Source organism: Mycobacterium colombiense CECT 3035 (assembly GCF_002105755.1).
In the GTDB taxonomy this organism is placed as follows: domain Bacteria; phylum Actinomycetota; class Actinomycetes; order Mycobacteriales; family Mycobacteriaceae; genus Mycobacterium; species Mycobacterium colombiense.
This window is the reverse complement of the sequence record NZ_CP020821.1, coordinates 5,110,915-5,128,936: the sequence shown is the minus strand read 5'-3', so window position 1 is coordinate 5,128,936 and position 18,022 is coordinate 5,110,915. Positions and strand designations below refer to the sequence as shown.

General features: G+C 68.5%; 15 protein-coding genes, 1 pseudogene and 1 riboswitch. Of the genes and pseudogenes, 10 read left to right on the top strand and 6 right to left on the bottom strand.

Going from position 1 to position 18,022, the window contains the following annotated elements; all coding sequences use genetic code 11:
* Window positions 1-11: 11 nt before the first annotated feature.
* Window positions 12-644: pseudogene (locus B9D87_RS24235) on the top strand (carboxymuconolactone decarboxylase family protein); the annotation flags it as partial.
* Here B9D87_RS24235 and B9D87_RS24230 read toward each other — a convergent pair.
* Window positions 616-1,539: a sigma-70 family RNA polymerase sigma factor gene (locus B9D87_RS24230; protein WP_007773315.1), complete on the bottom strand. Its 924-nt coding sequence runs from the start codon at window positions 1,537-1,539 to the stop codon at window positions 616-618. The pseudogene B9D87_RS24235 and the gene B9D87_RS24230 overlap by 29 nt on opposite strands.
* 26 nt (window positions 1,540-1,565) lie before the next feature.
* Here B9D87_RS24230 and B9D87_RS24225 point away from each other — a divergent pair, with 26 nt between their 5' ends.
* Window positions 1,566-2,897, top strand: a complete 1,332-nt coding sequence (locus B9D87_RS24225; RefSeq protein WP_007773320.1) for an aspartate aminotransferase family protein — start codon at window positions 1,566-1,568, stop codon at window positions 2,895-2,897.
* A gap of 10 nt (window positions 2,898-2,907) precedes the next feature.
* Window positions 2,908-3,921 (top strand): SMP-30/gluconolactonase/LRE family protein, encoded by a 1,014-nt coding sequence (locus tag B9D87_RS24220; RefSeq protein ID WP_007773322.1) that lies wholly within the window; start codon window positions 2,908-2,910, stop codon window positions 3,919-3,921.
* Between the two features lie 6 nt (window positions 3,922-3,927).
* Here B9D87_RS24220 and B9D87_RS24215 read toward each other — a convergent pair whose 3' ends face one another.
* Window positions 3,928-4,218, bottom strand: coding sequence for a hypothetical protein (locus B9D87_RS24215; protein ID WP_007773323.1), 291 nt, complete (start codon window positions 4,216-4,218; stop codon window positions 3,928-3,930).
* Window positions 4,219-4,353: 135 nt separating this feature from the next.
* Between B9D87_RS24215 and B9D87_RS24210 the strand changes: the two genes are divergently transcribed.
* The 4 genes from B9D87_RS24210 (at window position 4,354) to B9D87_RS24195 (ending at window position 8,486) form a co-directional block, all read left to right on the top strand.
* On the top strand, window positions 4,354-5,616 hold the full coding sequence (locus B9D87_RS24210; protein WP_040630956.1) for a D-alanyl-D-alanine carboxypeptidase family protein: 1,263 nt from the start codon (window positions 4,354-4,356) through the stop codon (window positions 5,614-5,616).
* 5 nt (window positions 5,617-5,621) lie between these two features.
* The gene (locus B9D87_RS24205) at window positions 5,622-6,974 is read left to right on the top strand and encodes a sugar porter family MFS transporter (protein ID WP_007773325.1); all 1,353 of its coding nucleotides are present in this window, start codon (window positions 5,622-5,624) and stop codon (window positions 6,972-6,974) included.
* Window positions 6,965-8,098: an N-acetylglucosamine-6-phosphate deacetylase gene (gene nagA, locus B9D87_RS24200; protein WP_007773326.1), complete on the top strand. Its 1,134-nt coding sequence runs from the start codon at window positions 6,965-6,967 to the stop codon at window positions 8,096-8,098. Before B9D87_RS24205 ends, nagA begins: the two co-directional genes overlap by 10 nt.
* 73 nt (window positions 8,099-8,171) lie before the next feature.
* Entirely contained in the window at window positions 8,172-8,486 is a 315-nt protein-coding gene (locus tag B9D87_RS24195; protein ID WP_007773327.1) for a DMT family transporter, read from the top strand.
* On the opposite strand, the gene yhjD is transcribed toward B9D87_RS24195, so the two are convergent.
* On the bottom strand, window positions 8,483-9,511 hold the full coding sequence (gene yhjD, locus B9D87_RS24190; RefSeq protein ID WP_007773328.1) for an inner membrane protein YhjD: 1,029 nt from the start codon (window positions 9,509-9,511) through the stop codon (window positions 8,483-8,485). The genes B9D87_RS24195 and yhjD overlap by 4 nt on opposite strands.
* A gap of 26 nt (window positions 9,512-9,537) precedes the next feature.
* Window positions 9,538-10,557, bottom strand: coding sequence for a tryptophan--tRNA ligase (gene trpS, locus B9D87_RS24185; protein ID WP_007773329.1), 1,020 nt, complete (start codon window positions 10,555-10,557; stop codon window positions 9,538-9,540).
* Between the two features lie 217 nt (window positions 10,558-10,774).
* Between trpS and ephH the strand changes: the two genes are divergently transcribed.
* The gene (gene ephH, locus B9D87_RS24180; RefSeq protein WP_040631102.1) at window positions 10,775-11,584 is read left to right on the top strand and encodes an epoxide hydrolase EphH; all 810 of its coding nucleotides are present in this window, start codon (window positions 10,775-10,777) and stop codon (window positions 11,582-11,584) included.
* Here ephH and B9D87_RS24175 read toward each other — a convergent pair.
* A complete protein-coding gene (locus tag B9D87_RS24175; RefSeq protein ID WP_007773332.1) occupies window positions 11,577-12,806 on the bottom strand; it encodes an NADP-dependent isocitrate dehydrogenase in 1,230 nt (409 codons plus the stop codon). The genes ephH and B9D87_RS24175 overlap by 8 nt on opposite strands.
* 27 nt (window positions 12,807-12,833) lie before the next feature.
* Entirely contained in the window at window positions 12,834-15,068 is a 2,235-nt protein-coding gene (locus B9D87_RS24170; protein ID WP_007773333.1) for an NADP-dependent isocitrate dehydrogenase, read from the bottom strand.
* Window positions 15,069-15,218: 150 nt separating this feature from the next.
* A riboswitch (SAM riboswitch) is annotated at window positions 15,219-15,340 on the top strand.
* A gap of 162 nt (window positions 15,341-15,502) precedes the next feature.
* On the opposite strand from B9D87_RS24170, the gene B9D87_RS24165 reads away from it, so the two are divergent.
* Both B9D87_RS24165 and metX read left to right on the top strand, forming a co-directional pair.
* Window positions 15,503-16,873 (top strand): bifunctional o-acetylhomoserine/o-acetylserine sulfhydrylase, encoded by a 1,371-nt coding sequence (locus tag B9D87_RS24165; RefSeq protein ID WP_007773336.1) that lies wholly within the window; start codon window positions 15,503-15,505, stop codon window positions 16,871-16,873.
* Window positions 16,874-16,882: 9 nt separating this feature from the next.
* The gene (gene metX, locus B9D87_RS24160) at window positions 16,883-18,019 is read left to right on the top strand and encodes a homoserine O-acetyltransferase MetX (protein WP_007773337.1); all 1,137 of its coding nucleotides are present in this window, start codon (window positions 16,883-16,885) and stop codon (window positions 18,017-18,019) included.
* Window positions 18,020-18,022: the final 3 nt, after the last annotated feature.

The window sequence follows — 18,022 nt, the reverse complement described above, 5'->3', positions numbered from 1 at the left end:
TCGCGGCCCTGTCTCGTCTGACGGGTATGACACAGAAAACCCGCATCGAGCCCCTGCCCCCCAAGCGCGCCGGATTGCTGATCCGGGCCATGTACCGGATCGCCAAGCGCCGCTACGGCCAAGTTCCCGAACCCTTCGCGGTCACCGCGCACCATCGCGGGCTGATGATCGCCGGCGCCGTGCACGAGACCATGCTGGACCGGGCGTCGAAGACGCTGCCGGGCAGCGTGCGCGAGCTCGCGGTGTTCTGGACCGCACGCACGGTCGGCTGCTCGTGGTGCGTCGACTTCGGGTCCATGCTGCAGCGGCTGGACGGCCTGGACATGCAGCGCCTCAAGGACATCGACAACTACGCCAGCTCACCGGCGTTCAGCGACGACGAGCGCGCGGCCATCGCCTACGCCGACGCGGTGACCACCGATCCGCACACCGTCACCGACGAGCAGGTCGCCGATCTGCGGGCCCGCTTCGGCGACGCCGGGGTCATCGAACTGACCTACCAGATCGGGGTGGAGAACATGCGGGCCCGGATGAACACCGCGCTGGGCATCACCGAGCAGGGCTTCAATTCCGGTGACGCCTGCCGCATTCCCTGGGCCACCGAGACCGCCGAGCTCAACGAGCCCGCAGCGGGGAGCCGCTGAACTTGTCGGGGTTGGCGACATCCCAAAGGGCGCAGACCTTTCCGTCGCGCACCGTCGCGGCCATGATCCGCGGCATCAACTCGCGATAGCCGTCGCTGGCGGGCACGCCCGCGGTGTAGCCGCCCAGCTCCCCGTTGACCAGCCCCAGCTGATACGAGGTGAACATCGCCGGGCCGTAACGCTGGGCCAGGCCGAAGAAGAACCGGGCCACCTTGTCCGCGCCGTGGATGACGTTGATTGCGGTGGGCGCCTTGCCATTCGCATCGCCGGTCAGGATCACGTCCGGATGCAGCAGCGCCACCACGGCCTCCAGATCGCCGGATGCCATGGCGGCCAGCAACTTCCCGACCACCTCGGCGTGCGCCGGATCGGGCTCGGGTGGCGCCTCGGCCGAGACGGCCTTGCGGGCCCGCGACGCCAGCTGGCGGGCGGCAGCCTCGTTGGTCCCCAGCACCTGGGCCACCTCCGCGAACGGCACGGCGAACCCGTCGTGCAGCACGAACGCGACGCGCTGATCGGGTGACAGCCGCTCCAGCACCACCATCGCCGCGAACCGCGCGTCCTCGCCGGCCACCACCGCGGACAGCGGATCGTCGGCTGCAGAATCTCCGAACCCGGTGACCACCGGCTCGGGCAGCCAGTTGCCCGTGTAGGTCTCGCGACGATGCGCGGCCGACCGCAACCTGTCCAGGCCCAGCCGGCTCACCACCGTGGTCAGCCAGGCCCGCAGGTCGGTGATCTCCGATCCCTTTCCGGGGTCCTGCCGGTGCCAGCGCAGCCAGGCGTCCTGCACGATGTCCTCGGCGTCGGCGACCGTGCCGGTCAGCCGGTAGGCGACCGACATGAGATGGGGCCGTAGCGACTCGAACTCGCTGACCTGCTGCGCCGCGGTCATATCGCGAGGCTACGCTCAGCGGCAAGATGACTGACAACCTGTGGCTGCATTTCGCCCGGCACGGCCCGGACATCACGGCGCCGATCATCACCCGCGGCGAGGGCGTCACCATCTTCGACGACCGCGGCAAGAGCTACCTGGACGGCCTGTCCGGGCTGTTCACCGTGCAGGTCGGGCACGGCCGCACCGAACTCGCCGAGGTCGCCGCGCGGCAGGCCGGCACGCTGGCGTTCTTCCCGCTGTGGGGCTACGCGACTCCCCCCGCTATCGCGCTCGCCGAACGCCTCGCCGGCTACGCCCCCGGCGACCTGAACCGGGTCTTCTTCACCACCGGCGGCACCGAGGCCGTCGAAACCGCATGGAAACTGGCCAAGCAGTACTTCAAGCTCACCGGCAAACCCGGTAAGCACAAGGTGATTTCGCGCGCGATCGCCTACCACGGCACCACCCAGGGTGCGCTGGCGATCACCGGGCTGCCGAAGTACAAGGCGCCCTTCGAGCCGGTGACGCCCGGCGGCTTCCGGGTGCCCAACACCAACTTCTACCGCGCGCCCGAACCGTTCGGATCCGACCCGAAGGCCTTCGGGCAGTGGGCCGCCGACCGGATCGCCGAGGCCATCGAGTTCGAAGGCCCCGACACCGTGGCCGCGGTTTTCCTGGAGCCGGTGCAGAACGCGGGCGGCAGCATCCCGCCTCCCCCAGGCTATTTCGAACGGGTGCGCCAGATCTGCGACAACTACGACGTGCTGCTGGTCTCCGACGAGGTGATCTGCGCGTTCGGCCGGATCGGGTCGATGTTCGCCTGTGACGACTTCGGCTACGTGCCCGACATGATCACCTGCGCCAAGGGAATGACGTCGGGCTACTCACCGATCGGCGCCATGATCGCCAGCGAGAAGTTGTTCGAGCCGTTCAACGACGGCTCCACCATGTTCCCGCACGGGTATACCTTTGGCGGCCACCCGGTTTCGGCGGCGGTCGGGCTGGCCAACCTCGACATCTTCGAGCGTGAGAGCCTCAACGACCACGTCCGGACCCACGCCCCCGCGTTCCGCGCCACCCTGGACAAGCTCTTAGACCTGCCCATCGTCGGCGACGTGCGCGGCGAGGGCTTCTTCTACGGCGTGGAACTGGTCAAGGACAAGGCGACCAAGCAGACCTTCACCGACGACGAGCGCCGGCCGCTGCTCGCCCGGGTCGGTGCGGCGCTGTTCGAGGCCGGGTTGTACTGCCGCACCGACGATCGCGGCGATTCCGTCATCCAGCTGGCGCCGCCGCTGATCAGCGGCCAGGCCGAATTCGACACCATCGAGGCCATCCTGCGCGAGGTGCTGACGCGGACCCACGCGCGGCTCTAAAGTCCTGGGCATGGCGCGCAAACCCCGCATCCGCCCGGTGCGCTGGCAGCCGCCGCCGGTCGACACGCTGCCCGGCGTGCCGGCGCCCGGCGTCACCGTCGTCCCGCTGCCCGGCAACGGCCCCGAGGACGTGGTCGTCGACGCGGCCGGCCGCCTGTGGACCGGCCTGGAGGACGGCCGCATCGTGCGGATCCCCGCCGACGACGGCCGGGCCACCGCCCCCGAAGTCATCGCCGACACCGGCGGCCGGCCGCTCGGCCTGCACGTCGCCCGCGACGGCCGGCTGCTGATCTGCGACAGCCATCGCGGCCTGCTCGCGCTGCACCCCGACGGCGGCACACTGGACGTTCTGGTGGAATCGGTCGGCGGCAGGCGGCTCAAGTTCTGCTCCAACGTCACCGAAACTGCAGACGGCACAATCTATTTCACCGAGTCGACCAGCGACTACCATTTCGAGCACTTCACCGCGCCCATCGTGGAGGCACGCGCAACCGGCGGCCTGTACCGGCTCGACCCGGACGGCGCCGTCACCACCGTGGCCGACGGGCTGTACTTCGCCAACGGGGTGACGGCCACGGCCGACGGGTCGGCGCTGGTGTTCGCCGAGACGCTGGCGCGCCGGCTGTCGAAGTACTGGCTGACCGGGCCGCGGGCCGGATCGGTGACGCCGTTGGCGGTGCATCTGCCGGGCATGCCCGACAACCTGTCCACCGGGGCCGACGGCCGCATCTGGACCGCGCTGGTCGCCGAGGCGAACCCGGCGCTGGAATCGCTGTTCCCGCGCGCCCCGATCATCCGCAAGGTGGTGTGGCGGCTGCCCGAGCGGCTGCAACCGCGGATCAAGCCGGAGATCTGGGCGGTCGCGTTCGACCCGGACAGCGGCGCGGCGGTGGCCGGCCTGCGCACCGAGCATCCGGACTTCGGCTCCGTCACCGGCCTGGTCGAGGCGGCCGGCCGGCTCTGGATGGGCACGATCAACTACCCGGCGCTGGCCCACGTGGACCTGGCCGCCACCACGCTGTAAGCCTCGCTAGCCGGCGGGTGCCCGCCGCACCGCGTCGGCGGCCATCACCACCTCGCGGGCGTGCGTGGCGCTCGGGTTGCGGCCGAACCGCGTCACGGCGTTGCACAGCCAGGCCAGCGCCGACCGCAACTCGGCGTCGGTGGCGGCGTCACGGTGCAGCTTCAGCTCGGCCAGCGCCTGGTCCAGCCCGGAACGCCGCACCTGCGTCGCCTTCTCGACAAGCTTGAGCAGATCCTGCAGCGGCCGGGGACCGGGCGCCCCGGCACCGTCGCGGGGGCCCCGCCGCCTGAACCACAACCCGTCTTTTGGAATAGCCGTCAGTGTAGGGGCTGGACACCTCCCCCGCGCGTCGACGAATTTGTAACATCCGCATCACCAGTCACAGCGCGGCTCCCCGGATTCGGGCCGCCGATCGCTTACTGTGCACAGACGATGACCCTGTTACGTTCCGCATCATGCCTGGCAGCGGCCCTTTTCCTGATGGCCGCCCCGGTCACGTTGGCAGCACCGGCGACATTGCCGCTCGGCACGCCGCTCGCGAATGCCGAACCCGGCGCCGAACCCAACGCCGCGCCCCCGGACTGCCCGTACCGGGTGAACACCCCGAAGGCCGTGGACTCGTCGGAGGCGCCCACCGCCGGCGACCCGCCGATCCCGCTGGCGGTGCCCGCCAAGCCGGTCGGCGGTGACGCGCTGGGCAGCTGCGGCGTCGTCGCCGCGCCGAATACGCCGCCACTGCCGGGCGACGTGTCCGCCGAGGCCTGGCTGGTGGCGGACCTGGACAGCGGCGCGGTCATCGCGGCCAAGGACCCGCACGGGCGGCACCGCCCGGCCAGCATCATCAAGGTGCTGGTCGCGATGGCCTCCATCAACGCGCTCAACCTGAACAAGTCGGTCCCCGGAACCGCCGACGACGCCGCCGCGGAGGGCACCAAGGTCGGCGTCGAGGAGGGCGGCGTCTTCACCGTCAACCAGCTGCTGCACGGGCTGCTGATGCACTCCGGCAACGACGCCGCCCATGCGCTGTCCATGCAGCTGGGCGGCATGGAGCCGGCGCTGGAGAAGATCAACGTGCTGGCCGCCAAGCTGGGTGGCTCCGACACCCGGGTGGCGTCGCCGTCGGGGCTGGACGCGCCGGGAATGAGCACCTCGGCCTACGACATCGGGCTGTTCTACCGCTACGCGTGGCAGAACCCGACGTTCGCCGACATCGTCGCGACGCGGACCTTCGACTTTCCCGGCCACGGCGATCACCCGGGCTATGAGCTGGAGAACGACAACCAGCTGCTCTACAAGTATCCCGGCGCGCTGGGCGGCAAGACCGGTTACACCGACGACGCGGGCCAGACGTTCGTGGGTGCGGCCAACCACGACGGTCGACGGCTGGTGGCGGTGCTGCTGCACGGGACGCGGGTGCCGATCGCGCCGTGGGAACAGGCCGCGCACCTGCTGGACTACGGCTTCTCCACGCCACAGGGCACGCAGGTCGGCTCGCTGATCGCGCCCGACCCGTCCCTGGCGCCGGCCAAGCACGACGCCGCCGACCCGCTGGCGACCAACGCCGCGGCCGGCGGGATCATCCCGTCGGCGGACGCCCTGCCGATCCGGGTGGGCGTGGCGGTGATCGGGACCATCGTCGTGTTCGCGCTGATCATGATGGCCCGCTCGATGAACCGCCGACCACTTCACCGCTGAACGCCGTGGCATGCGGATCGCGGCGCGGACTGCTGGTCGGGCTGACCGCGGCCAGCGTGGGCGTCATCTACGGCTACGACCTGTCCATCATCGCCGGGGCGCAGTTGTTCGTCACCGAGGACTTCGGATTGTCCACGCGCCAGCAGGAATTGCTGACCACGATGGTGGTGCTCGGCCAGATCGCCGGGGCGCTGGGCGCCGGCGTGCTGGCCAACGTGATCGGGCGGAAACGGTCGGTCGTCCTGATCCTGTTCGCCTACACGATCTTCGCGCTGCTGGCCGCGTTCTCGGTCTCGCTGCCGATGCTGCTGGCGGCGCGGCTGCTGCTGGGGCTGACCATCGGCGTGACCGTGGTGGTGGTCCCGGTCTACGTGGCGGAATCGGCGCCGACGGCGGTGCGCGGTTCGCTGCTGACGGCCTATCAGCTGGCGATCGTCAGCGGCCTGATCGTCGGCTATCTGACCGGCTACCTGCTGGCCGGCACCCACAGCTGGCGGTGGATGCTGGGGCTGGCCTGCGTACCGGCAATGTTGTTGCTGCCGTTGATGATTCGGATGCCCGACACGGCCCGCTGGTACGTATTGAAGGGCCGGCTGGACGACGCCCGGAGCGCGCTGCTGCGGGTAGAGCCCACCGCGCAGGTCGACGACGAGCTCGCCGAGATCGGCCGCGCGTTGAGCGAGGCCGCGCCCGGTGCGCGGGGCGGGTTCACCGAGATGCTGCGACCCCCGTACCTGCGGGCGACCGCCTTCGTGGTGGTGCTCGGGTTCCTGATCCAGATCACCGGGATCAACGCGATCATCTACTACAGCCCCCGGATCTTCGAGGCCATGGGCTTCACCGGCAATTTCGCGCTGCTCGGGCTGCCGGCCCTGCTGCAGGTCGCCGGGCTGGCGGCCGTCGGCGCGGCGCTGCTGCTGGTCGACCGGGTGGGCCGGCGACCAATCCTGTTGTGGGGCACCGCCATGATGATCGTCGCCGACGTCGTCCTGATGGCAGTGTTCGGTCAGGGCTTCGGCGGCGCGATCGCGGGTTTCGCCGGCATCCTGCTGTTCATCATCGGTTACACGATGGGCTTCGGCTCGCTGGGCTGGGTGTACGCCAGCGAAAGCTTCCCGTCCCGGCTACGCTCGATCGGGTCGAGCACCATGTTGACCTCCAACCTGGTGGCTAACGCCATCATCGCCGCCGTCTTCCTGAGCCTGCTCCATTCACTGGGCGGCGCAGGGACTTTCGCGCTGTTCGCGGCGCTCGCGGCGGTCGCGTTCGTCTTCGTGTACCGCTACGCGCCGGAAACCAAGGGCCGCCAGCTCGAGGACATCCGCCACTTCTGGGAAAACGGCGGCCGATGGTCGTGATCGCCGCGGGCACCATGGTGCTCGACGGTCAGGTCTGCCGGCCCGGCTGGCTGCAGACCTCCGGCGGACGGATCGCCGCCTGCGCGCCCGGCCCGCCGCCCGGGGCGGCCGACCGGGACTTCCCCGATGGCACTGTGGTGCCGGGCTTTATCGACATGCACGTGCACGGCGGCGGCGGCGCGTCCTACACCGAAGCCGACGGCATCGCCGGCGCCGCCGGATTCCACCTGCGGCACGGCACCACCACCACGCTGGCCAGCCTGGTGACCGCGTCCCCGGCCGAACTGCTCGCCGGGGTGCGCGCGCTCGCCGACGCCACCCGCCGGGGCACGGTCGCGGGCGTCCACCTGGAGGGGCCGTGGCTGAGCCGCGCGCACTGCGGAGCCCACGATCGCGCGAAGATGCGCGAGCCGGACCCCGCCGAGATCGACACGGTGCTGGACGCGGGCGCCGGCACCATCCGGATGGTGACGCTGGCACCCGAGCTACCCGGGGCCGACGCGGCGATCCGGCGCTTCGTGGACGCGGGAGTCGTTGTGGCGGTGGGGCATACCGGCGCCACCTACGAGCAGACCCGGCACGCCATCACGCTGGGTGCCACGGTCGGCACCCACCTGTTCAACGCGATGCCACCGCTGCACCATCGCGAGCCCGGCCCGGCGCTGGCCCTGCTGCGCGACCCGGGCGTCACCGTCGAGGTGATCGCCGACGGCGTGCACCTGCACCCCGACGTGGTGGCGGCGGTGATCGCGGCCGCCGGACCCGATCGGGTCGCGATGATCACCGACGCGATCGCCGCGGCCGGCCGGCCCGACGGCGCGTTCCGGCTCGGGTCGGTGCGCGTCGACGTCGCCGCCGGTGTCGCACGGGTGCACGGGACGTCGACGATCGCGGGCAGCACCGCAACCATGGACCGGCTATTCCGCACCGTGCACGCCGGCGCCGGCCTTGCCGCCGCGGTGCAGACGACCGCCGCGACGCCGGCGCGCGCCCTCGGCCTGCCGGGGGTGGGCGTGCTGGCCGCCGGCTATGATGCCAATCTTGTTGTGCTGGATGAGCATTTAGGCGTCTCGGACGTCATGGTGCGCGGCGCCTGGCGCAGTCCGCCGTCGGATGTTTGTTAGCATCGATCCCGTCGGCACCTGACACCAGGCCCGTACCCGGCCGGCGACAAGACGGGCGCCGTGGAGGTGCGTGATGGCCTGGTTCGTCCTGATTGTGTCGGGAGTCCTCGAGGCGGTGTGGGCGACGGCCCTGAACAAATCCGATGGCTTCTCCCGCCTCGGTCCGTCGCTGGTATTCCTTGTCGCCGTGGCGCTTTCGATGACCGGATTGGCGGTGGCCATGCGCACCCTGCCGGTCGGAACCAGTTATGCGGTCTGGGTCGGCATCGGGGCGGTGCTCACCGTCGCATACGCGATGCTGATCGGCGACGAGCCGGCGTCGTTGATCAAGCTGGTGCTGATCGGCGGGATCGTGGCCTGCGTCGCGGGCCTGAAGCTGACCGGCTAGCGCAGCCACCGGGCGAGACGGGAAAACGCCAGCGCCACAACGGCCCCCAATCCCATCGCGGTCAGGGTCTGGCGGGTATTGAGGCCTTCATCCATCTGTATGTGCGGCGCGATGATCGCCGGGGCCGGAGGCGCGACGGGCTGACTGCGCGGGTCGTTGGACGCCGTCGCCGCCCAGGCGGTGCAGAACAGCACGAGATACGCGGTGATGTAGGCGAACACCATCAATCCCAGCACCGGGCCGAAGGCCGCGCCGGCCGGGCTGCGCAGCACCGTCTTCAGATAGATGGAGGCGACCTGTTTGAACACCTCGAAGCCGATCGCCGCGATCAGCCCGGCCCGCATCGAATCGACAAGGCTGACCTTCTCACGGGGCAGGCGGGCGATCATCCAGGTGAACAGCAGCCACGACACCAGCGTCCCGATCAGGATCGAGAACAGCCAGAAGAGCCAGTCGAACACCACGAACTGCGGTATGCCAAGCCATTTCAGCAGCGCGCGCATGGGCACGGCATGGCCGACGGTGGTCAGCGCGACAGTGGCCACGATCACCGCGAACGTCCCCACCATCGCCAGCAGGTCGGAAAACTTGTTGCGCACGAAGCCCGGTGACTCGATCTGCTCGTCCCACCACATCTCCGTCAGCGCCTGGCGCAGGTGAGATATCCAGCCCAGACCCGCCCACACCGCGGTGGCCAGACCGATCACGCCGACCGAGGTCCGGGCGTCGATGGCCGAGTTCATCAACTCCTGCAGCTGATTACCCAGCGTGCCGGTCACCTGGGAACGGATGTGGTCGTCGATCGTGCTCAACAACTCTGGCCGACGGGCCAGCACGAACCCGAAGACCGCGAAACCGACCATCAACAAAGGAAACAACGCGAAGATCGTGTAGTAGGTGAGGCCGGCCGCAAAGAACCCGCCGTTGCGCTCGTCGAAACGCTGGTAGGCGCGGATGACGTGATCGATCCACCCGTACCGCGCGCGCAGCCGATCGAAAAAGCCCGGCTTGGCCGGCTCACTCATCGCACGACTCCAAATGAGTAGCGGTTCTAGCTCCGTTGTGGAAGAAACCCAAGCCGATCGTAAACCCGCTGGACCGTTTTCCCGGCCACATCGTTGGCCTTTTCCGCGCCGGCCGCGAGCACGGCCTCCAATTCGGTGAAATCGGCCGTCAGTTCGTCGACCCGGGCCTTGATCGGGGCGACGAATTCGACGACCGCCTCGGCGGTGTCCTTCTTCAAATCGCCGTAACCCCTTCCGGCATAGCCTCCCACGAGCTCCTCGATCCCCACGCCGGTGACCGCGGACTGAATGCTCAGCAGGTTGGACACACCCGGCTTGGCCTCGGTGTCGAACCGGATCTCGCGTTCGCTGTCGGTGACCGCGGAGCGAATCTTTTTGGCCGACACCGCCGGTGCGTCGAGCAGGTTGATCAGCCCCGCATCGGTGGCCGCCGACTTGCTCATCTTCGACGTCGGGTCCTGCAGGTCGTAGATCTTCGCGGTGGCCTTCGGGATGAGCATGTCCGGCACCACGAACGTCTCCGGGAAGCGGCTGTTGAATCGCTCGGCGATGTCGCGCGCCAGCTCGAGATGCTGACGCTGGTCCTCGCCCACCGGCACCAGATCGGTGTCGTAGGCCAGCACGTCGGCCGCCTGCAGCACCGGATAGGTGAACAACCCCACGTTGGTGGAATCGGCGCCCTGCCGCAGCGACTTGTCCTTGAACTGCGTCATCCGCGAGGCCTGCCCAAAGCCGGTGAAGCAGCCCAGCACCCAGGCCAGCTGGGTGTGCGCGGGCACGTGACTCTGCACGAACACGGTGCTGCGGGCCGGATCGATGCCCAGCGCCAGGTACTGGGCGGCCGTGATCAGGGTGCGCCGGCGCAGCGCCTCGGGATCCTGCGGGATGGTGATGGCGTGCAGGTCGACCACGCAGAAAAACGCGTCATGATCGTCCTGCAGCGCGACCCACTGCGTGACCGCGCCCAGCGCGTTACCCAGGTGAAGCGAGTCGGAGGTGGGCTGCACGCCGGAGAAAATCCGGCTGGATCCGGTAGCGGTGCTCATGATGCACCGATCTTTTCACGGGCGGCCGCCGCAGCCGCACGGACCGGCGCCCGCCGCCACCCCGGCGGTTGCGGTACCGGCGGTACCGCATTTAATGTCGGGTTATGCGCAAGCTCGTCTGCTCGGCTCCTTCCTCGTGAGCCCCGCTCACTCGGCGTCGGCTGCGGCCCGTTCGCCGATCCACCTCGGTCCCAGGGATGGTTCTGGGGAGCCGGTCCTGATGCTGCACGGATTCCTCATGTCGCAGACGGTGTGGGAGCCGGTGGCCCCGCGGCTGGCCGATACCGGCCGCTTCGAGGTCTTCGCCCCCACCATGGCCGGGCACAACGGCGGGCCCTACGCGGGCACCTGGCTGCTGAGCTCGTCCGTGCTGGCCGATCACGTCGAACGCCAGCTCGACCAGCTTGGCTGGGACAGCGCCCACCTGGTGGGCAACTCGCTGGGCGGCTGGGTCGCCTTCGAGCTGGAGCGGCGCGGGCGCGCGCGCAGCGTCACCGGCATCGGCGCCGCGGGTGGCTGGACCCGCTGGAGCCCGGTGAAATTCGAGGTCATCAGCAAGTTCATCGCCGGCATGCCGTTCCTGGCGCTGGCCCGGCTCCTCGGCCAGCGCACCCTGCGGCTGCCGCTGAGCCGGCGGCTGGCCACGCTGCCGCTGACCGCGACGCCGGACGGGATCACCGACGAGCAGCTGTGCGCTGTCGTCGACGACGCCGCGCACTGCCCCGCCTACTTCCAGCTGCTGGTCAAGTCGCTGCTGGATCCGGGCCTGCTGCAGTTGGCCGACACCGCGGTGCCCGTCCAGCTGGTGCTGTGCGAGAAGGACCGGGTGGTGCCCGCGAGCAGGTTCAACCGGCACTTCACCCACTACCTGCCGCCGGGAACGAGGATCACCAAGCTCGACGGCGTCGGGCACGTGCCGATGTTCGAGGCGCCCGAGCGGGTCAGCGCGGCCATCGCCGGCTTCATCGACGAGTGCACCGGCGGGGCCGACCGGCTTCCAGACCGGCACCAGCCGCCGGCTAGCTAGCCAGCTGTTTTTCCAGGTTCTCGGCGATCGAGTTGAGGAATTCCTCGGTCTGTTGCCACTGCTGGTCGGGGCCGATCAGGATGGCCAGGTCCTTGGTCATCTTGCCGCTTTCGACGGTGGAGACCACGACGTTCTCCAGGGTCTGCGCGAACTCGATCACCTCGGGGGTGTCGTCCAGCTTGCCGCGGTGGGCCAGCCCGCGCGTCCAGGCGAAGATCGAGGCGATCGGGTTGGTCGAGGTCGGCTTGCCGGCCTGATACTGGCGGAAGTGCCGGGTGACGGTGCCGTGCGCGGCCTCGGCCTCGACCGTCTTGCCGTCGGCGGTCATCAGCACCGACGTCATCAGCCCCAGTGAGCCGTAGCCCTGCGCGACGAGGTCCGACTGGACGTCGCCGTCGTAGTTCTTGCAGGCCCACACGTAGCCGCCCTCCCACTTCAGGCAGGCCGCGACCATGTCGTCGATCAACCGGTGCTCGTAGGTCAGCCCCTCCGCCTCGAACTGGTCCTTGAACTCCTCGTCGTAGACCCGCTGGAACTCGTCTTTGAACATGCCGTCGTAGGCCTTGAGGATGGTGTTCTTGGTGGACAGGTACACCGGCCACTTGGCGTTCAGCCCGTACTTCAGCGAGGCGCGGGCGAAGTCCCGGATGGAGTCCTTGAAGTTGTACATCCCCATCACCACGCCGCCGTCCTCGGGGATGGACACCACCTCGTGCACCATCGGCTCGCTGCCGTCGGCCGGGGTGAAAGTGATTGCGACCGTTCCGGGTTTGTCGACCTTGAAGTTGGTCGAGCGGTACTGGTCGCCGAACGCGTGGCGGCCGATGACGATCGGCTTGGTCCAGCCCGGCACCAGTCGCGGCACGTTCGAGATGACGATGGGCTCACGGAAGATGGTGCCGCCCAAGATGTTCCGGATGGTGCCGTTCGGCGAGAGCCACATCTTCTTGAGGTTGAACTCCTGGACGCGGGCCTCGTCGGGGGTGATGGTCGCGCACTTGACGCCCACGCCGTGCTTCTTGATGGCGTAGGCGGCGTCGATGGTCACCTGGTCGTCGGTGCGGTCGCGGTGCTCGATGCCCAGGTCGTAGTAGTCCAGGTCGATGTCGAGGTGCGGCAGGATCAGCATGTCCTTGATGAACTTCCAGATGACGCGGGTCATTTCGTCACCGTCGAGCTCTACGACGCGGCCTTTGACCTTGATCTTGCCTTCGCCTGCCATGTCGAGTCCGGCTTCCTGTTTGCGGCCCTAGCCTGTCGAAGCCGCCAGCGCCTCGTTGAATGTCTTGCTGGGCCGCATGATCGCCGTGGTCTTCTCGGTGTCCGGCTGGTAGTAGCCGCCGATGTCGACCGCCTCGCCCTGCGCCGCCGCGAGTTCGGACACGATGGTTTCTTCGTGTTCGGCCAGCGAGTCGGCCAGCGCGGCGAAGTGCTTGCGCAACTCGTCGTCGTCGGACTTCGCGAGTTCCTGCGCCCAGTACAGCGCCAGGTAAAACTGGCTGCCCCGGTTGTCGAGCTCGCCGGTCTTGCGTGACGGGCTCTTGTTGTTCTCCAGCAGCGTGCCGATCGCGGCATCCAGCGTCTTGCCCAGGACCTTGGCGCGCTCGTTGTCGGTCTTGATGCCGATGTCTTCGAAACACGCTCCGAGAGCGAGGAATTCACCCAGGGAATCCCAGCGCAGGTGGTTCTCCTCGAGCAGCTGGTGAACGTGCTTGGGGGCCGAACCGCCCGCCCCGGTCTCGTACATCCCGCCGCCGGACATCAACGGCACGATGGACAGCATCTTGGCGCTGGTGCCCAGCTCCAGGATCGGGAACAGGTCGGTGAGGTAGTCGCGCAGGATGTTTCCGGTCGCGGCGATGGTGTCCTGCCCGCGCATGGCGCGCTCGATCGTGTGCCGCATCGCCCGCTCCTGCGACATGGTCTGAATGTCGAGGCCATCGGTGTCATGCTCGGCCAGGTAGGTGTTGACCTTCTTGCGCAGCTCGTTCTCGTGCGGGCGCTCCTGGTCCAGCCAGAACACCACCGGCATGCCCGAATTCCGCGCCCGGTTGACGGCCAGCTTCACCCAGTCGCGGATCGGCTCGTCGCGCACGATCGGCATCCGCCAGATGTCGCCTTCCTCCACGTTCTGGGTCAGCAGCACTTCCCCGGTGTCGAGGTCGACGATGTTGGCGACGCCGTCCTCGGGGATCTCGAACGTCTTGTCGTGCGAGCCGTACTCCTCGGCCTGCTGCGCCATCAGCCCGACGTTGGGCACGGTGCCCATCGTGGTCGGATCGAACTGGCCGTGGGTTTTGCAGAAGTTGATGATCTCCTGGTAGATCCGGGAGAAGGTGGACTCGGGGTTGACGGCCTTGGTGTCCTTCTGCCGCCCGTCGGCGCCCCACATCTTGCCGCCCGCGCGGATCATCGCCGGCATGGACGCGTCCACGATCACGTCGCTGGGCGAGTGAAAGTTGGTGATGCCCTTGGCCGAATCGACCATGGCCAGCTCGGGCCGGTGCTCGTGGCACGCGTGCAGGTCGCGGATGATCTCGTCGTGCTGCGACGCGGGCAGCGACTCGATCTTGTCGTACAGGTCGGACAATCCGTTGTTGACGTCGACGCCGAGTTCGTCGAAGAGGGCGCCGTGCTTGGCGAACGCGTCCTTGTAGAAGATCTTCACGGCGTGGCCGAAGACGATGGGGTGCGACACCTTCATCATCGTCGCCTTGACGTGCAACGAGAACATCACGCCGGTCTCGTAGGCGTCCTGCATCTGCTCCTCGTAGAACTCGATGAGGGCCTTCTTGCTCATGAACATCGAATCGATGATGTCGCCCTTGCGCAGCGACACCATGGGCTTGAGCACAATTGTCTTGCCGCTCTTGGTCTCCAGCTCCATCTTCACGTTGCACGCCCGGTCCAGCGTCATCGACTTCTCACCGTGGTAGAAGTCGCCGTGCCGCATGGTCGCGACGTGGGTGCGCGACGCCTGCGACCACTTGCCCATGCTGTGCGGGTGCTTGCGGGCGTACTCCTTGACGGCCTTGGGCGCGCGCCGGTCCGAGTTGCCTTGCCGCAGCACCGGGTTGACCGCGCTGCCCAGGCACTTGGCGTAGCGGTCCCGGATCTCGCGGTCCTCGTCGGTTTTCGGGTTGTGCGGGAAGTCCGGGATCTTGAATCCCTTGCCCTGCAGTTCCTTGATCGCGGCGATCAGCTGGGGCACCGAGGCGCTGACGTTCGGCAGCTTGATGATGTTGGTGTCGGCCAGCTTCGTCAGCCGGCCCAGCTCCGCAAGGTTGTCGGGCACCCGCTGCTCTTCGGTCAGGTGCTCGGGGAACTCGGCGAGGATGCGGGCGGCCACGGAGATGTCGCTGGTCTTGATCTCGATGCCCGCCGGCTCGGCGAAGGCACGCACGATGGGCAGGAACGCGTAAGTCGCCAGCAGCGGCGCTTCGTCGGTCAGTGTGTAGATGACGGTCGGCTGTTCGGCGCTCACGGTCCCTCTCCCGGCGTCAATGATGGGTGGAAAAACTTGGGGCTCAGCGGTCTGACTGCCACGTTAGCAAGGGTGTTTGGACAGGTGTCGACCTGCACATGTACCGCGAGGGTTGGCACCGGCTCGGCACAGTAAGATAGTCTTCGTATTGGTCATGAGCGCCAGCATCAAGCCCCGGCTTGCTGGCCGGCAACCCTCCAACCGCGGTGGGGTGCCCCGGGTGATGACCAGGTTGAGTAGCCAGACAACCGGCTATCCGGCAAGCGCGGGTCCGCCGTGACGGGCCCCTGAGTAGACAGGGAAACGTGATGTGCGCTCGCTTCGCTCATTCACTCCTCATCGTGTGTCGCTGCTAATCCGCGGCGCCGGTTGACGCCGCCTTCCGGCGTCCCGCCCGTCCGCCAGCAGATTCCCTACCAGCAGAAAGCACCCTCGTGACCTCCGACAACTCCGATCTCGAAGCCGATCCGACCGCGAACTGGTCGTTCGACACCAAGCAGGTGCACGCCGGCCAGCACCCCGACGCGGCCACCAACGCCCGCGCCCTGCCGATCTACCAGACCACGTCGTACACCTTCGACGACACCACGCACGCCGCCGCCCTGTTCGGGCTGGAGGTGCCGGGCAACATCTACACCCGGATCGGCAACCCGACCACCGACGTCGTCGAGCAGCGTGTCGCCGCGCTGGAGGGCGGGGTGGCGGCGCTGTTTCTGAGCTCCGGACAGGCCGCTGAGACGTTCGCCATATTGAACCTGGCTTGTGCCGGAGATCACATCGTCTCCAGCCCGCGGCTCTACGGCGGGACCTACAACCTGTTCCACTACTCGCTGGCCAAGCTCGGCATCGAGGTCACCTTCGTGGAGGACCCCGACGACCTGGATTCCTGGCAGTCGGCGGTGCGGCCGAACACCAAGGCCTTCTTCGGCGAGACGATCTCCAACCCGCAGATCGATGTGCTGGACATCCCCGGGGTCGCCGGCGTCGCGCACGCCAACGGCATCCCGCTGATCGTCGACAACACGATCGCCACGCCCTATCTGATCCAGCCGTTCAAGCACGGCGCCGACATCGTCGTGCACTCGGCCACCAAGTACCTCGGCGGGCACGGTTCGGCGATCGCGGGCGTCATCGTCGACGGCGGCACGTTCGACTGGACGCAGGGGCGGTTCCCGGGCTTCACCACGCCCGACCCGAGCTACCACGGCGTGGTGTTCGCCGAGCTCGGTCCGCCGGCCTACGCGCTCAAGGCGCGCGTGCAGCTGCTGCGCGACCTCGGTTCGGCCGCGTCGCCGTTCAACGCGTTCCTGGTCGCGCAGGGGATCGAGACGCTGAGCCTGCGCATGGAGCGCCACGTCGCCAACGCGCAGCGCGTGGCCGAGTATCTGGCCGGCCACGACGGGGTGCTGTCGGTCAACTATGCGGGCCTGCCCGGCTCGCCCTGGCACGAGCGGGCAAAGAAGTTGGCGCCCAAGGGAACCGGCGCGGTGCTGGCCTTCGAGTTGGCCGGCGGCGTCGAGACCGGCAAGGCGTTCGTGAACGCGCTGAAGCTGCACAGCCACGTCGCCAACATCGGCGACGTGCGCTCGCTGGTGATCCACCCGGCGTCGACGACGCACGCACAGCTGTCCGCGAAGGAGCAGCTGAGCACCGGGGTCAGCCCCGGCCTGGTGCGGCTGGCCGTCGGCATCGAGGGCATCGACGACATCCTGGCCGACCTGGAGCTCGGCTTCGCCGCGGCAAGCAAATTCGGTGCGACCGCGGGTGCGTCCGGGACCGACCCGCAAGCCGTGGCGGCGTTCTAGGAACCGCCCATGACCATCCCCGACGTGCCGACCCAGACGCTGCCCGAAGAAGGTGAGATCGGCTTCGCCCACATCGGCTCCCTGACCACCGAGGGCGGCGCGGTCATCGACGACGTTCACATCGCCATCCAGCGCTGGGGCGAGTTGTCGCCGACGCGCGACAACGTGGTGGTGGTGCTGCACGCGCTCACCGGCGACTCGCACGTCACCGGGCCGGCCGGCCCCGGACATCCCACCGGCGGCTGGTGGGAGGGCATCGTCGGGCCAGGCGCCCCGATCGACACCAACCGCTGGTGCGCGCTGGCCACCAACGTGCTGGGCGGCTGCCGCGGCTCCACGGGCCCCAGCTCGCGGACCCGAGACGGAAAGCCTTGGGGCTCACGGTTTCCCCGAATCACGATCCGCGACCAGGTCGAGGCCGATATCGCCGCGCTCGCCGCGCTCGGCATCGAACGGGTCGCCGCGGTGGCCGGCGGATCCATGGGTGGCGCAAGGGCTTTGGAGTGGATCGTCGGTTACCCCGACCGGGTCCGGGCCGGGCTGCTGCTGGCGGTCGGTGCCCGTGCCACCGCCGATCAGATCGGCACCCAGTCCACCCAGATCGCGGCGATCAAGGCCGACCCGAACTGGCAGGGCGGCGACTACCACGACACCGGGCTCGCGCCCGATGCCGGGCTGGCGATCGCCCGCCGCTTCGCGCATTTGACCTACCGCGGCGAAGCCGAGTTGGACACCCGGTTCGGCAACTTCGGGCAGGACGACGAGGACCCGACCAACCACGGCCGCTACGCGGTGCAGAGCTATCTCGAGTACCAGGGCAACAAGTTGGTGGAGCGTTTCGACGCGGGTAGCTACGTGGCCCTGACCGAGGCACTGAACAGTCACGACGTCGGCCGGGGCCGCGGCGGGGTGCGTAAAGCGTTGCGCAACTGCCCGGTTCCGGTGGTGGTCGGCGGCATCACCTCCGACCGGCTCTACCCGCTGCGCCTGCAGCAGGAGCTGGCCGAGCAGCTGCCCGGCTGCACCGACCTGCAGGTCGTGGATTCCCTGTGCGGCCACGACGGCTTCCTGGTGGAAGCCGACGCCGTCGGCGAAATGATCCGCAAGACACTGGTATTGGCGGACGACAGGGAAGGCGCCTCGTAACGC